General features: G+C 59.0%; 13 protein-coding genes and 1 pseudogene. 11 read left to right on the top strand and 3 right to left on the bottom strand.

The genetic code is table 11. The features are described 5' to 3' along the window. The first annotated feature begins 28 nt into the window (after nucleotides 1–28). From RBH71_RS04995 to RBH71_RS04965, 7 genes are all read left to right on the top strand, one after another. Nucleotides 29–1,042 carry a LacI family DNA-binding transcriptional regulator gene (locus RBH71_RS04995; protein ID WP_111803013.1) on the top strand — a complete coding sequence of 338 codons (1,014 nt, stop codon included), beginning with the start codon at nucleotides 29–31 and terminating at the stop codon, nucleotides 1,040–1,042. A 262-nt stretch (nucleotides 1,043–1,304) separates the two neighbouring features. After that, nucleotides 1,305–2,663, top strand: a complete 1,359-nt coding sequence (locus RBH71_RS04990) for an NAD(P)H-dependent oxidoreductase (RefSeq protein WP_003517962.1) — start codon at nucleotides 1,305–1,307, stop codon at nucleotides 2,661–2,663. A gap of 17 nt (nucleotides 2,664–2,680) precedes the next feature. Then, nucleotides 2,681–2,983 (top strand): putative quinol monooxygenase, encoded by a 303-nt coding sequence (locus RBH71_RS04985; protein WP_003517960.1) that lies wholly within the window; start codon nucleotides 2,681–2,683, stop codon nucleotides 2,981–2,983. A 12-nt stretch (nucleotides 2,984–2,995) separates the two neighbouring features. Continuing rightward, a complete protein-coding gene (locus RBH71_RS04980) occupies nucleotides 2,996–3,898 on the top strand; it encodes an NAD(P)-dependent oxidoreductase (RefSeq protein WP_003517958.1) in 903 nt (300 codons plus the stop codon). 21 nt (nucleotides 3,899–3,919) lie between these two features. Continuing rightward, complete coding sequence (locus tag RBH71_RS04975; protein WP_060642674.1) at nucleotides 3,920–4,915, top strand: DctP family TRAP transporter solute-binding subunit; 996 nt, start codon at nucleotides 3,920–3,922, stop codon at nucleotides 4,913–4,915. A 141-nt stretch (nucleotides 4,916–5,056) separates the two neighbouring features. Next, complete coding sequence (locus RBH71_RS04970) at nucleotides 5,057–5,608, top strand: TRAP transporter small permease (protein WP_003517954.1); 552 nt, start codon at nucleotides 5,057–5,059, stop codon at nucleotides 5,606–5,608. 3 nt (nucleotides 5,609–5,611) lie between these two features. After that, nucleotides 5,612–6,892, top strand: a complete 1,281-nt coding sequence (locus tag RBH71_RS04965; RefSeq protein ID WP_003517952.1) for a TRAP transporter large permease — start codon at nucleotides 5,612–5,614, stop codon at nucleotides 6,890–6,892. A 24-nt stretch (nucleotides 6,893–6,916) separates the two neighbouring features. Here RBH71_RS04965 and RBH71_RS04960 read toward each other — a convergent pair whose 3' ends face one another. Both RBH71_RS04960 and RBH71_RS04955 read right to left on the bottom strand, forming a co-directional pair. Further along, nucleotides 6,917–7,813 carry a LysR substrate-binding domain-containing protein gene (locus RBH71_RS04960; protein ID WP_003517949.1) on the bottom strand — a complete coding sequence of 299 codons (897 nt, stop codon included), beginning with the start codon at nucleotides 7,811–7,813 and terminating at the stop codon, nucleotides 6,917–6,919. Nucleotides 7,814–7,901: 88 nt separating this feature from the next. Continuing rightward, a complete protein-coding gene (locus RBH71_RS04955; RefSeq protein ID WP_003517947.1) occupies nucleotides 7,902–9,098 on the bottom strand; it encodes an MFS transporter in 1,197 nt (398 codons plus the stop codon). 123 nt (nucleotides 9,099–9,221) lie between these two features. On the opposite strand from RBH71_RS04955, the gene RBH71_RS04950 reads away from it, so the two are divergent. Continuing rightward, on the top strand, nucleotides 9,222–10,076 hold the full coding sequence (locus RBH71_RS04950; protein ID WP_019566482.1) for an AraC family transcriptional regulator: 855 nt from the start codon (nucleotides 9,222–9,224) through the stop codon (nucleotides 10,074–10,076). On the opposite strand, the gene RBH71_RS04945 is transcribed toward RBH71_RS04950, so the two are convergent. Further along, nucleotides 10,073–10,963 (bottom strand): helix-turn-helix domain-containing protein, encoded by an 891-nt coding sequence (locus tag RBH71_RS04945; RefSeq protein WP_013761428.1) that lies wholly within the window; start codon nucleotides 10,961–10,963, stop codon nucleotides 10,073–10,075. The two genes, RBH71_RS04950 and RBH71_RS04945, sit on opposite strands and share 4 nt — an antisense overlap. A gap of 92 nt (nucleotides 10,964–11,055) precedes the next feature. On the opposite strand from RBH71_RS04945, the gene RBH71_RS04940 reads away from it, so the two are divergent. The 3 genes and pseudogenes from RBH71_RS04940 (at nucleotide 11,056) to RBH71_RS04930 (ending at nucleotide 14,098) form a co-directional block, all read left to right on the top strand. Further along, on the top strand, nucleotides 11,056–12,327 hold the full coding sequence (locus RBH71_RS04940) for an ABC transporter substrate-binding protein (protein WP_080850053.1): 1,272 nt from the start codon (nucleotides 11,056–11,058) through the stop codon (nucleotides 12,325–12,327). A 78-nt stretch (nucleotides 12,328–12,405) separates the two neighbouring features. Beyond that, nucleotides 12,406–13,265, top strand: a pseudogene (locus RBH71_RS04935) (carbohydrate ABC transporter permease). Next, nucleotides 13,262–14,098, top strand: a complete 837-nt coding sequence (locus RBH71_RS04930) for a carbohydrate ABC transporter permease (RefSeq protein ID WP_111803012.1) — start codon at nucleotides 13,262–13,264, stop codon at nucleotides 14,096–14,098. Before RBH71_RS04935 ends, RBH71_RS04930 begins: the two are co-directional and overlap by 4 nt. Nucleotides 14,099–14,106 lie beyond the last annotated feature (8 nt).

Raw genomic sequence — 14,106 nt, 5'->3', positions numbered from 1 at the left:
AAGCACTTTGGCCAAATCTATCAGGACGATGGAAGAGTTCTCGGAATTCGTCGGCCTTTCCCGCCCGACTGTTTCGAAATACTTCAATGATCCGGCCTCGGTCCGCAAGAAGACGCGGGATGCCATTGAGGATGCGCTGAAGAAATCGGGCTTCCGACCGAATATCTTCGCCGTCAACCTCAACCGCCGCCGCTCCAATATCATCGGCATCATTATTCCGAACTCAACCGACCCGTTCTACATGGCGCTGACGAGCCGTATCGAACTCATCGCCAACGAGGCGGGGTTCCTTGCCTTCGTGCTGTCGTCCGACGGCAAGGCGGAAATCGAGGATCGGGCCATCCGCACCTTCAAGTCGATGAATGTCGCGGGCGCCATCATCGCTCCGCTCGGCGTCAAGTCCCATCGCGCCACGCTAGAGCAGCTGGCGGCCAGCATACCGATCGTCTATGTCGATTCTCCACTCGACGAGACCTCGGCCTTTGTCGGCACCGACAACCGCCAGAGCGTCGGGCTGATGGTGGATTATCTCTGCCGTTCGGGCGAGCCGCCCTGTTTCTTCGACATGCCGCAGGTCAATACCAACGCCGCAACGCGCCGCACGGCCTATGAGGAGGCGATGCGGCGTCTTGGTTTCGAGCCGCATGTCATCGGTGTTCCCGGCACCGTAACCTGGGATTTCGAGCGTTTCGCCTTTGATGAAGCGACTCGGTTGCTGGATGGGGCAGGGCATTTGCCCTCGCGCACTATTTTATGCGCCAATGACCGTATCGCCTTCGGCGTCATCGCCGCCGCCTTCCAGAAGGGCATCAGGGTCGGCCATGGCACGGATTACGATCTCAGGGTAGCCGGCCATGACGATCATCCGCTTTCACGTTATGCCTGCCCGCCGATTACCACGGTGGCGCAGAATTACAACGAGATCGGCAGGCTATCGATCGAACTTCTGCTGCAGAAGTTGAATGAGGAGGCGGATGATACGACACGGATGCGCGAGCGCATTCTCCTCAGTGCCGATCTGATGCTGCGCAAATCGGCTTGATAGTTTGTTAGAAAAATTAAAAGAAAAATCTGTTTTTCTAAATAGAACTAATATTTGAACGCTCCTACTCTGTTCCCAGGGTTGCTTTGGGAGGCGACCGCGGGGGCCGGCGCAAGTGTGTGCCGGGATCCGGGAGGAACGCAGAAACGTCATGTCTTCGGTGCCGCGAGGGTTAACCCTTCGTAGCCTCGGTATCGCATGGCCTTTGCCGGGCTGACTGGGCACTCTCGCCAGCAATTTCCCCAGCGAAGGATGTCAAAACATGAATCTCTATTCTCTTCTGTCGCAGCGCGCAGCCGGCGGCAAGCCCGTCAGGGTGGGTCTCATCGGTGCCGGCAAGTTCGGTTCCATGGTTCTGGCGCAGGCGCAGCGCATCGCCGGTTTCCACATGGTCGCCGTCGCTGATCTCAATGTCGGCAAGGCGCGGGAATCGTTTGACCGCGTCGGCTGGCCGAAGGAGCGTTATGACGCGACGAGCTGCGCCGATGCGCTGAAGAGCGGCAAGACCTATGTGACTGACGATGTGAATGAACTGTTCGCCTGCGGCGAGATTGAATGCGTGATCGAGGCGACTGGCCATCCGCTGGCTGGCGCGCGCCATGCGCTCGGAGCCATCGACCACAACAAACATGTCGTCATGGTCAATGTGGAAGCCGATGTGATGGTCGGGCCCATCCTGGCCGAAAAGGCGCGGGCCAAGGGTCTTATCTACTCCATGGCTTACGGTGACCAGCCGGCCCTGATCTGCGAATTGGTCGATTGGGCACGCGCCACCGGGTTCGAGGTCGTTTCCGCCGGCAAGGGGATGAATTTCGAGCCGCGTTACCGGTATTCGACGCCTGATACGGTCTGGAGCTACTTCGGCTGGACTGACGAGGAAGTGGCCAAGGGCGACTTCAATCCGAAAATGTACAATTCATTTACCGACGGCACCAAGGCGGCCATCGAAATGGCGGCGGTCGCAAACGGCACAGGGCTGGATTGCCCGGATGACGGTCTGGCCTTCCCGCCCGCAGGCCTGCACGATCTCGCCCGCGTCTTTCGCCCTGCTGCCGATGGCGGCCGCATGTCGCGCTCCGGTCTCGTGGATATTGCCGCAAGCCAGGAGCCGGATGGTCGCGAGGTGTTTAATAACATCCGTTACGGCGTTTTCGTCACCTTTAAGGCACATAATGAATATGCCCGCGCCTGCTTCAAGCAATATGGACTGCTGACCGATCCTTCGGGCTGGTACGCCTCCATGTGGCGTCCGTTCCACATCATCGGTCTCGAAACTTCGATAAGCGTGCTTTCGGCCGTACTGCGCAATGAGGCCACCGGTTGCTCGAAGGAGTTCCGTGGCGATGCGGTTGCGACGGCCAAGAAGGACATGCAGCCCGGCGAAATGCTTGATGGCGAGGGCGGTTACGCGGTCTGGGCCAATGCCATCCCTGCCACCCGCAGCCTCGACATCAAGGCGCTGCCGATCGGTCTTGCCCATAATGTCAAGCTGAAGCGCGCCATCAAGAAGGATCAGATCGTCAGCTTCGATGATGTGGAACTGGTGAGCGACTTGGATGTGGTGAAGCTTCGCCAGGACATGGAAAACCAGTTCCGTCCGCAAAAAGACGCTGCGGCGTGATGGACGGAGAACGGGACATGCCGAATGGAGCTTTCGTGGTAATCGCGGAATTCCGGGTCAAGCCTGACGCGATGGATGCCTTTCTTAACGCAGCGCAAGATGATGCCACCCATTCCGTTCAGGATGAACCGGGTTGCCGGCAATTCGATGTGGTGCGGCCGGAATCCGGAAACAACGTGGTGTTCTATGAGGTCTATGACAGCCGCGAAGCTTTCGACGACCATCTGAAAACACCCCATCTCGACCGGTTTCGCGAGGCGTTTCCCGCCCTCATCGAAGAAGAGTTGCCGGTTCGTTTCCTCAACCGGCAATGGCTTTGAAGGGTGGAAAAAATGCAGGACATCCGCGAAATCGCTGTCATCGGAACGGGCATCATGGGTGCACCCATGGCGGCGCGTCTCGCGGAGGCCGGTTTTTCCGTCAAGGCCTGGAACCGCAGTGCTGAAAAAGCTGCGGTTCTGGCGGCAAAGGGCGTGCAGCCGACGGCCACGGCTGCCGAAGCTGTAGCCGAAGCCGATGTCGTGCTCTGTATGCTGAGTTCCGGGCCGGTCTGCGACGAGGTTCTGCTCGGCGCCTCGGGTGTCGTTTCCACCATGAAGCCTGGTGCATTTCTGCTGGTGATGAGTTCGATTCCGGTCGACAGCGCACGGGAACAGGCGGAGGCGGCAAAGGCTCATGGCGTCGCTTATGTCGACGCACCGGTTTCCGGCGGCGAAAAAGGGGCGACTGAGGGAACGCTCGCCATCATGGCCGGCGGTGAGCAGCGGGATGTGGACGCATTGCGGCCACTCCTCAATTGCCTCGGCCGCGTCACCCATGTCGGTCCGGTGGGCTGCGGTTCATTGGCCAAGCTGGCCAACCAGCTGATCGTGGCTTCAACGATCTGCGCCGTAGCGGAAGCTTTGACGCTGGTTGAAGCGGGGGGAGCCGACCCGGCGCAGGTGCGCCAGGCTTTGCTTGGCGGTTTTGCCGAGTCCACCGTCTTCCGCCAGCACGGCAAACGCATGGTGGAAGGCGATTTCCGCCCCGGCGGGCCGGCGAAATATCAGCTGAAGGATACGTCCACGGCGCTGGCTTTCGCCAAGAGCCGTGGCCTGAAATTACCGGTCGGCGAGGAGGTTGACCGGCTGTTCCGCTCCATGGTCGAGCATGGCGCGGGCGAGCTTGATCACAGCGGTGTGATCCTTGAAGTTAAACGCATGAACGCGTTCGGAGGAACGCTCGAAACTGTTTAGAGACAACAACGGGAGGAACACATGAAAATTTCAAAACTTTACGGGCTGGCTCTTGCCGCCACCATGCTTGTTGCATCGATCGCGCAGGCGGAAACGCTCACGCTTTCGACGCCGGATTCCGATACGTCGGAAATCACGCTCGCGGCCAACAAGTTCGCCGAGATTGTTTCGAAAAAGACTGACGGCAAACTCAAGATCAAAGTGTTTCCGAACGGCACGCTTTATGGCGGCGATCCTTCGGCGGGCGTTAAGCAGCTGGCCGGCGGTTCGCTCGACATGCTCTTGAACTCGACATCGCTTTACGCGACGTTCAATCCGAAATTCACGGCCATCGCCATTCCCTATCAGTTCCGCGATATTGACCAGCTGCGCGTCTATCTTGACAGCGATCTTGGCAAGGAGCTTTCCGGCGATCTGAGCAAGATCGGCATTCTCGGGCTCGATCTCTGGTCTCGGCCGTTGCGCCAAATCACCAACTCCAAGGCGCCGATCAAATCGCCTGCCGATCTCAAGGGCATGAAGCTGCGTGTGCCGAACAATCCGCTCTGGGTCGAATTCTTCGGCGCCATGGGTGCTGCCCCGACGCCGATGGCCTTTGCGGAAGTCTATAACGCGCTCCAGCTGAAAGTCGTCGACGGGCAGGAAAATCCGGTCAACGTGCCTGTCAGCGCCAAGCTTTATGAAGTGCAGAAATACCTGACGATCAGCAACCACATCGCTGACGCCTGGGTGCTGGGCATGAACCCGGCCCGTTTCGAAGGCCTCGACGAAGGCTTCAAAACGGCGTTGAGGGACGCGGCGACGGAAACCGAGCTGTGGAAAGCCGAGAACGATGCTGCCGATATCGACAAGTCGCTCGCAACGCTGAAGAAGAACGGCATGGAGGTCAACACGCTGACCGACGACGAGCGCAAGGCTTTCGTGGCTGTCGCGACTGGTCTTTCGGCAAAATTCTCCGCCCTCGTGAAAGATCAGGCGTTTTTCGACAAGACGCAGGCTTTCCTCAAGACGAACTGACGCCGCCAGTGAAAGGAGGGTCGGGCTTGCACCGATTAGCAACCCGGCCGCTCCCATCGTCAGCAAGGGTTGCCTTGCCGTAGCGGCAGGGTGGCATTCGTTTTACCGGATATCCGGTTTCAGCAGTGGAAGGGTATTGTCATGCGCGATACGAAACCGTCGGTGCTCGGCACCATCGTCAAGGTCATCGCTGATGTCGCCGCCGGGGCGGCCTGTTTCGGTATTCTTGTCGTCGTTCTTCTCCAGGTCATTGGCCGCCTCATCGGCAGCCCTCTTCCCTGGACCGAGGAGGCGACACGCTTTCTCTTCATCTGGATGGTGTTCCTCGGCCTTGCCGCCGGTTTCCGCACTGTTGAAAGCGCGCGGGTCGTGGTGTTTCTGGTGCTGTTCCACCGCCTGTTCAGGCGGTTGGCGGTGCCGATCTATGTCGGTTCTTCGGTGTTCTTCTTCGGCATGATGGGCTGGACGGGCTTCACCCTGGTGCGCCAGCAGATCATGATGAACGAGACCGCCGCGACCTTGCCCATCCCCATGTGGACCATCGGCATGGTTCTGCCTGTCTCGGCCGTCATCGCCGTGCTGGCCATCATCGAATCGCTGCGCAGCAGGCGGGACCTGATCGCGCTACCCGAGATCGGTATCCCCGCGGACGAGATCGCCCACGCCGATATCTCTATTTCAGCAGGACATTGAGCCATGTCGGTCTTTCTTCTCATCGCCTTTTTCGGTCTCAGCATGCTGGGTGTGCCGCTCGCCATCGCTTTGGCGCTCGCCAGTGTCGGCACGCTGTGGCTCTTCACCTCCATGCCCATGGACCTTCTGTCGCAGACGATGTTCTCGTCGATGAACTCTTTCCTTCTCGTCGCCGTGCCACTCTTTATTCTGGTCGGTACGGTGATGGAGCGCGGGCGTGTGGCGGAGCGCATCTTCGATTTCGCCGAGGCGATGGTCGGCTGGCTTCCCGGTGGACTTGGCCACGTCAACGTCATTTCGTCGGTCATCTTTTCCGGCGTCTCCGGCTCCTCAGTCGCCGATATCGCCTCTGTGGGCGCAATCGAAATCAAGGCCATGGAGCGACACGGATTTCCAAAGGGTTATGCCGTCGGCATGACGCTCTGCACCTCCACGCTCTCCTCCATCATCCCGCCGTCGATCCTGATCGTGATTGCCGGTTCCATCGCCAATGTGTCGATCGGCACGCTGCTCATTGCGGGTCTGGTGCCCGGCCTCTTCATCGCCTTCGCTTTTCTTGTCTTTAACCACTTCTATTCGGTGCATTACGGCTACAATCCACCGACGCCCTTCAATTTCCGTCTGGTTATCGTCACCGGCCTTCGCGCCATCCTGCCGATGCTCACGCCGCTGATCCTCATCATCGGTATCGCCAGCGGCCTGTTCACGCCGACGGAAGCCGCGGCCATCGCGGTTGTTTATGTGGCCGTATTGGGTGTGCTGGTCTATCGCACGCTGCCGGTTCGCGAATTGCCGGAAATACTGATCTCCACGGCGCGCATTTCCGGCACCATCCTGTTCATCGCCGCCACCTCGCAGCTTGCCGCCTGGGTCTTCACCTTCGACGGCCTGCCGGAACAGGTGGCCGAGCTTTTGAAGGCGATGAACCTTGGGCCGATGTCGGGCATGCTGGTGATCTTCGTTTTTCTGCTGATCATCGGCATCTTCATGGAGGCTATCCCTGCCATGTTCATCCTCATTCCGGTGCTGATGCCGCCGGTGGAGGCGCTGGGCATCGATCCGATCCACTTCCTGATCGTGACTGTCATGACGCTGACACTTGGCCTTGTGACGCCGCCGGTCGGGGTCTGCCTGTTCGCGGCAGCACAGGTGGCGAACATGAAGATCGAGGACGTCATTCGTGGTTCGCTGGCGCCGATGACGGTGCTGACGCTCGCCATATTCGCACTCGTGCTTTTCCCGGTGCTGACGCTCGGGCCGATACGATTGATGGGTCTTTATTGAGACTGAAACAGGAAGCCTGAAGCATCAGACAACGCGACGGGCACGCCACTCGTCGCGTTGTTTTCGCATCCACTCCAGAAACAGCGTCACTTTTCTCTGACGCAGGTGGGAATGCGGGCAAACGATCCATTGCGTGACGAGCTTGATCCGGGGCGCATCGGCCACGGCCGGGATCAGCATTCCGCGTTGCAGTTCCCGCTCCATCATCAACGTGCTTTCCAGCGCCACGCCGATGCCCAGAACGGCGGCGTCGATGGCCATGTGGCTGCGATCGAACAGAACGCGGCGCCAGCGCTTTTCAGCCGTCACGCCGGAGAGCGGAAACCAGTGGTTCCATTGCGCCTGCGCCTTGACCGAATGGATAAGCCGCTGGTTCTGCAAATCTTCGGGCAGGAATGTACCGGCACCGGGCATGTCCGGTGAACAGACCGGCAGGAACTCCTCCTCCACGAGCCCTTCCACAAACAGGCCCGGCCAGCGGCCATCGCCATGGCGCAGCTCTATGTCGACAAGCTCCTGCGAAAAATCGGTCGGCTCGTTGGTGCCGTCGAGGCGCACTTCCAGTTCGGGATGCTCCTCCAGAAAGGAGCCGAGACGCGGCAGCAGCCATTTGTTGGAAATGGTCGGGGTTGCCCTGATTGTCAGCGTGGTCACCGAGCGGAAGCCGCGAATACTGTCGGTGGCATCGGTGATCTGCTCGATCTGTGCGGTGATCATCGAGAAGTACCGCTCGCCCGCCTCCGTCAGCGTCACCTTGCGGCCGGTCCGCGCCATCAGCGTCGTGCCAAGCTGGCCTTCGAGCAACTGGATCTGCTGGGAAACGGCTGAAGGCGTAACGCTCAGCTCTTCCGCCGCCCGCGAAATGCTGCCCGCCCTTGCCGCAGCATGAAAGACGAGGATCGATTTTATCGGTATCTGCATGTGGCTGGTCTTCGCTCAACGAATTACGGCAGTCACCGTGATTATCACAGGTGACTGCCGTGACGAAACGCTTGAGAGCGAAGGGTCTTTACCGGTGGCTCGGCAACTTTGGCAAAAGCACGGTCAACAGGCCGAGCAGCGGCAGGTAGGAGCAGATGCGATAGACGAACTCGATGCCTTCCTTGTCCGCATAGATCCCGAGAACCGCGGCCCCGATGCCACCGAAGCCAAAGGCGAAACCGAAGAACATGCCGGCGATGAGACCAACGCGCCCGGGTACCAGTTCCTGCGCGAACACGACGATTGCCGAGAAGGCGGAAGAGAAGACGAAGCCGATGACGACGACTAGAACGGTCGTCCAGAACAGGTTCGCATAGGGCAGCATCAGCGCGAAGGGAATGACGCCGAGGATCGAGAACCAGATGACGACGCGCGAGCCGAAGCGGTCGCCGATCGGACCACCGAAGAAAACGCCCGCCGCAGAAGCGCCAAGGAAGAGGAACAGCAGAACCTGCGCATCCTGCACGCCCAGCCCGAACTTCTCAATGGTGTAGAAGGTGAAATAGCTGGAAAGGCTAGCGAGATAGGCGTTCTTGGTGGCGGTCAAAACCACCAGCACGGCAAGCGTCATCATCACGGTGCCGCGTGCCAGCGGAAGTGCGCGGCTGGCCGGAGCCTTGCCGACATTCGCGCGACGGTGGCGGGTATACCAGACGCCGACCCAGGACAAGACGGCAAAGCCCATCAGCGCGATCAGTGAGAACCAGCTGAGGCTGGCTTGACCGAACGGGATGACGATGAAGGCGGCCAGCAGCGGGCCGATGGCCGTGCCTGTATTACCACCAACCTGGAAGAAGGACTGTGCCAGACCGTGGCGACCACCGGATGCCAGACGGGCAACGCGTGACGCCTCCGGATGGAAGATCGCCGAGCCGACACCGATCAGGCAGGCGCCGATCACGAGCACCTCGAAGCTGTGAGCGAATGCGAGCGTGATGAGGCCAGCACAGGTGGAGAGCATGGCGACTGGCAGGGAGAAAGGCATGGGCCAGCGATCGGTCACCATGCCGACGACCGGCTGCAACAGCGATGCCGTGACCTGAAAGGCGAAGGTGAGCAGCCCGATCTGCATGAAGTCGAGCGCATAATTGGCCTTCAGCAGCGGATAAAGCGACGTCAGTAGCGATTGCATGATGTCGTTGAGCATGTGGCAGAAGCTGGCTGCTGCAATGATTGAAAACGCCGTGCGTTGCGGGCTGAACCCGGTGCTGGTGACGGTGGCCATGATGTATCCTCTCCAGATTCCCCGCGAGAGACGGGAAACGTGTCTTTATTTCTTCCCGCTTTTATTCATATTGTTTCTGGCCTGCTTTCGTGTTCTGGACGAGTTTCTTTGTGAATGGGCCAAATGGCAAAAATCAAATCGCTAAAACCCGCCCGTCTGGCGGATGACGACCATGAGCGCAGCCTGAAATTGATCGACGGCACCAACGAGCCGGTGCTGGCGCTTCACCGTGCCTATCCGACAGGACACCATACCCCGGTCCACAGCCATGGCCGGGTGCAGATATGGTGCGCACGCCAGGGCGTCGTGCTGGTCAGCACCGCCGCCGGGCGCTGGATGATACCGCCCGGTCACGGGCTTATCATTCCAGCCGGACTGAAACATGAGGCTGAGATCATCTCAACGGTGGAGATGCATTCGATCTACGTTCACCCCGATCTGTTTCAAGCCGGGGCCCCAAGGGTGGTGGAAATTACCGCCCTTGCCTCCAGCCTGATTTCGGAATTGCTGGGCGAGGAGTTGCAACCAGCCGCTTTTCACCGGCAGGGACTGGTGCGGGCGCTTCTGCTTGATGAGGTAAACCGTCTGCCTGAACGCCCGCTCGGATTACCCTTTCCCGATAATCAGCGTCTTGCCGGTCTTTGCCGCGAGTTCCTGAAAAAGCCTGTGGCCAGAGTGGAAATCGATGACTGGGCCGCCGCCATGGGCATGAGCCGACGCTCCTTTACGCGGTTATTTCGTAAAGAGTTGGGGGTGAGTTTTGTCACCTGGCGTCAGCAGGCCTGCATTTTTGCGTCTCTGCCTAGGCTTGCCGCGGGCGAGGCGGTGACCAATGTGGCGCTGGATGCCGGTTATGAAAATATTCCGGCTTTCACCACCATGTTCCGGCGAATGCTCGGCAATTCGCCCCGCGCCTATCGCAAGGCGGCAGGTCAGCGCAGTGCCGGCTACTCCGATTTTGAAGAGGCGGAAAATTAAGCCGCCGTCGCGCGCATATCGCGGCGGAAATCGGAAGGCGACATGCCGGCGATCTGACGAAACGCCTTGTTGAAGGCGCTGACGGAGCCGAAGCCACTTTCCATGGCAATCTGCAGAATATTGTCCTTGCCGTTCATCAGCATCGCCTGGGCGCGGGAAAGCCTGAGCAAGGTCAGATATTTGATCAGCGTCATGCCGGTGGATTTCCGAAACAGGTTCATCGCATATTTCGGATGAAGCGAGGCGGCGCGGGCAATTTCGGTCGCGTCGATGTCGTCTAGAAAATTGGCGGCAATGAAATCGCACATGCGCACCACGCCGATTGAGGGCGCCATGCTCTCGTCGTTCTCTTCCCGTTTGCCGCTGACGGCGGAGGATATGACGGTATAGGGCTCGAGGAACATGCGCTCCACCCGCAGCAGCAATTCCTCCACCGCGTGCTGCGCCTTGGCCGGATCACCCGACGTGACGTAACGGAACCAGCGGCCGAAATTTTCCTCGTCGGCCCGGTCCGTCTGCGCACTCACCATCGTTGCGCCGCCCATCAGCAGGCTGGAAACCGCAGCCGGCAGCCGCATGCGGAAAAAATGGACGAGCGGCAGATGCGCGCCCGCATAAATCGAATCATCGGAGGAACGGTCCATCTGGTGCGGCTGGCCGCCCCAGAAAATGCACATCTGGCCGGCATCGAGCGAAAGGTCGTGGTCGCCCATCCGGTAATGTACGGATCCCGACATCACATAGTTCACCTCCACTTGCGCATGCCAGTGCGGCCTGAGCATGATGGGCGGGTGGTTGTAAAAAAGCTGGAGCGTGGTCGGCATGCCTTCGATGCTGCTTGCACCCGGCTGGTAGAAGGCTCTTTCGGCAATCTTACTTTCCGCCAAATCGATGTTCCCTTTGTACGAGACAGATTTCCTGCCGCCGGTAATGTGCCCATGTTCGCTAAAGAACGGCAATTGAAAAAGGGAGGTTTTCAATGTGCTTTAAATTTCTTGGCGCGTCGACGGCTCTGGTGCTCCTTGCGGCACCGGTAATGGCGCAATCCGAGACCGTAACCATCTGGAGCTGGAATGTCGCCGCATCGGCGCTTAAATCCACTGTCGAAGGGTTCAACAAGCAAAATCCTGACATCAAGATTGTTGTTGAAGACCTTGGAAACGATCAGGTTTTCGACAAGACGCTGGCGGCTTGCGCAGCGGGTGGCGACGGCCTCCCGGATATTGTAACGGTCGAAAATTTCGAGGCGGAACTGTTCTGGAGCCGGTTTCCGGATTGTTTCACGGATTTGACTGCACTCGGCTATACGCCTGAAAAACAGGCGCTTTTTCCTGACTTTAAGCGCACGGAGCTGGAGGTCGATGGCGTAGCTTATGCGGTGCCTTGGGATTCGGGTCCGGTGGCCGTTTTTTACCGGCGCGATTTCTACGAAAAGGCTGCTGTCGATCCGGCCACCATCAAAAGCTGGGACGATTTCATCGCGGCTGGCAAGAAGGTCATGGCCGCCAATCCCGGCACCGTGATGGCGCAGGCCGATTTCAACGGCGACAGCGAGTGGTTCCGCATGATCGCCAACGAGCAGGGATGCGGTTACTTTTCGACCGACGGCCAGAACATCACCATCAACAAACCTGCCTGTGTCGCGACGCTTGAAAAGATCAAGCAGATGAAGGATGCCGGCATCATCACGGCCGCGATCTGGGATGAGAAGATTCAGGCCAATACTGCCGGCAAGGCCGCGAGCCAGATGTATGGCGCCTGGTATGAAGGCACGGTTCGCTCCGGCTCTCCCGGTCTTTCGGGCAAGTGGGGTGTCTATATGATGCCGAGCCTTACGCCTGACGGTCCGCATGCAGCCAATCTCGGTGGCTCTTCGCTGGCGATAAGTTCGGCGTCCAAGCACAAGGAAGCCGCCTGGAAGTACATCGACTACGCGCTGACCACCAATGAGGGGCAGGTGACGATGCTGAAGTCCTTCGGCCTCGTTCCCTCGCTTCTCTCCGCCATCGATGATCCTTTCGTCAAGGAAAAGCAGCCCTATTGGGGTGGGCAGGCGGTCTGGACCGATATTCTGGCGACCCTGCCGAAAATCGTGCCCAGCCGTGGCACCGCGTTCCAGTCGGATGCAGATGCGATCTACAAGGCGACGCAGACCAAATATTTCGCGGGTGGTTATCCCGATGCGAAAGCAGCTCTCGACGATGCCGCAAAGCAGATCGAAACGGCCACGGGGCTGCCGGTCGCGGAATGAAGCTCTCGGATGGCCGGCCTTGCGGTTTAGCAGGACCGGCCTCTCCAAGCTTTCCAACCATCGCATCTGGAGGTCGTCATGCCGTCAAGGAACAGGATCGCTTATGCGTTCCTTGCGCCCTATCTTCTGATTTTCGCGACGTTCTGGGTCTGGCCGATAGTTAGCTCGTTCGTGCTGTCGTTTCAGAACACCCGCATCAATCCCTGGCGGTTTGCGCCCTCCATGAACTGGGGAGGCTGGTCTCCGATCCGGCGTTTTATAACGCGCTCTACAATACGCTGATCATTCTGGTCATTCAGGTGCCTGTCATGATCGCGCTTGCGACCGTCATGGCGGTACTTCTGAACTCGCCACTGTTGAAGGTGCGCCCGCTTTACCGTTTTGCCTTCTTCGCACCCGTCGTCGTCGGAGAAGTCGCTTATGCGGCAGTTTTCCGGCTGATGTTCAGTGCCGATTTCGGCATCATCAACAAGCTCATCACTTCCGTTGGCCTTTCGCCCATCTCGTGGTTCGACAATGCCAATGCGGCCATGGCGCTGGTCATCATCGCCGTCACATGGCGCTGGGCGGGGTATAACGCCATCATCATTCTGGCCGGCCTGCAATCCATCCCCGGCGATGTCTATGAGGCGGCGACACTGGACAAGGTGAACAAGCGGCAGCAGTTCTTCCACATCACACTGCCGCTGTTGAAACCCATCATCCTTTTTTGCGTGGTCCTGTCCGTCATCGGCACCATGCAGCTTTTTGCCGAGCCTTTCCTCATCACCAACAGGGGTGGGCCTGGCGGCGGTACGGAAACGCTGGGGTTGTTCCTTTACCGGCAGGGCTTCACTTCGCTCAATTTCGGCTACGCCTCGGCCATCGCCTACACCATGGCGGCGCTCGCCATCGCCATTTCGCTTCTTAATCTCTGGGTCGGGAGGGAGCCGAAATGAGATCGAAATCCAGATCGCTTCTCTGGCAGAAGATCGCGCTGCATGCGACACTGACGCCGCTTGCCCTCATCTGGCTATTTCCGCTGTGGATGATGTTCGTGTTCTCGACAATGCCTGATTTTGGCATTTTCAGCCCCGACATCGTGCTCGTCCCGTCCACCAATTTCATCGAGAACTTCAAAAACCTTCAGGCGGATACCAACTTCCTGCGGGCGATGTTCATATCGATCACCGTTGCGGTCATCTATACGGCCCTCTCGGTGTTTCTGACCTCCATGGCGGGCTGGGCGCTGGCGCGCTATCGTTTTGCCGGACGCTCGGTGGTGATCGCCATCATTCTCGGCACTATCACCTTGCCTTTTGCAGTTGTCGTCATTCCCCAGTTCATCATGGTGGCGCGCGAATTCAAGCTCGCCAACACCTGGGTGGCACTCATCGTGCCGCCACTGTTTAACTCGCTCGGCGTGCTGTTCATGCGGCAATCCTTTTCCATGATGCCAACGGAGCTTTTCGATGCGGCAAGGGTCGAGGGCGTCAAGGAATGGCAGATATTCCTGCGCATTGCCCTGCCATTGGCGCGCCCCACCATGGCGGCGCTGTCGATCATCCTCTTCCTCGCTTCCTGGAATAATTATCTCTGGCCGCTGCTGATCAACTCCCGCCCGGAAATGATGACCGCACCCGTGGCACTTGGCACCCTCATCGGGCTCACCAAAGTGTCATGGGGCGGCATCATGGCCGGTGCAGTTCTGCTTACCGCACCCATTCTCATCGTTTTCGTGGCTTTGCAGCGCCACTTCATCGCCGGCATTTCCGCCGGGGCAGTCAAGTAAGGGGAGAG

The sequence above is a fragment of the Rhizobium sp. AN68 genome, assembly GCF_030758035.1.
GTDB lineage: Bacteria > Pseudomonadota > Alphaproteobacteria > Rhizobiales > Rhizobiaceae > Agrobacterium > Agrobacterium tumefaciens.
This window is presented reverse-complemented; position numbering and strand designations above follow the sequence as displayed.

What these genes read in the sequence shown, in the direction of transcription:
- RBH71_RS04995 (WP_111803013.1), top strand. Translation starts at nt 29, where the DNA reads ATGGAAGAGTTCTCGGAATTCGTCGGCCTTTCCCGCCCGACTGTTTCG.
- RBH71_RS04990 (WP_003517962.1), top strand. Translation starts at nt 1,305, where the DNA reads ATGAATCTCTATTCTCTTCTGTCGCAGCGCGCAGCCGGCGGCAAGCCC.
- RBH71_RS04985 (WP_003517960.1), top strand. Translation starts at nt 2,681, where the DNA reads ATGCCGAATGGAGCTTTCGTGGTAATCGCGGAATTCCGGGTCAAGCCT.
- RBH71_RS04980 (WP_003517958.1), top strand. Translation starts at nt 2,996, where the DNA reads ATGCAGGACATCCGCGAAATCGCTGTCATCGGAACGGGCATCATGGGT.
- RBH71_RS04975 (WP_060642674.1), top strand. Translation starts at nt 3,920, where the DNA reads ATGAAAATTTCAAAACTTTACGGGCTGGCTCTTGCCGCCACCATGCTT.
- RBH71_RS04970 (WP_003517954.1), top strand. Translation starts at nt 5,057, where the DNA reads ATGCGCGATACGAAACCGTCGGTGCTCGGCACCATCGTCAAGGTCATC.
- RBH71_RS04965 (WP_003517952.1), top strand. Translation starts at nt 5,612, where the DNA reads ATGTCGGTCTTTCTTCTCATCGCCTTTTTCGGTCTCAGCATGCTGGGT.
- RBH71_RS04960 (WP_003517949.1), bottom strand. Translation starts at nt 7,813, where the DNA reads ATGCAGATACCGATAAAATCGATCCTCGTCTTTCATGCTGCGGCAAGG.
- RBH71_RS04955 (WP_003517947.1), bottom strand. Translation starts at nt 9,098, where the DNA reads ATGGCCACCGTCACCAGCACCGGGTTCAGCCCGCAACGCACGGCGTTT.
- RBH71_RS04950 (WP_019566482.1), top strand. Translation starts at nt 9,222, where the DNA reads ATGGCAAAAATCAAATCGCTAAAACCCGCCCGTCTGGCGGATGACGAC.
- RBH71_RS04940 (WP_080850053.1), top strand. Translation starts at nt 11,056, where the DNA reads ATGTGCTTTAAATTTCTTGGCGCGTCGACGGCTCTGGTGCTCCTTGCG.
- RBH71_RS04930 (WP_111803012.1), top strand. Translation starts at nt 13,262, where the DNA reads ATGAGATCGAAATCCAGATCGCTTCTCTGGCAGAAGATCGCGCTGCAT.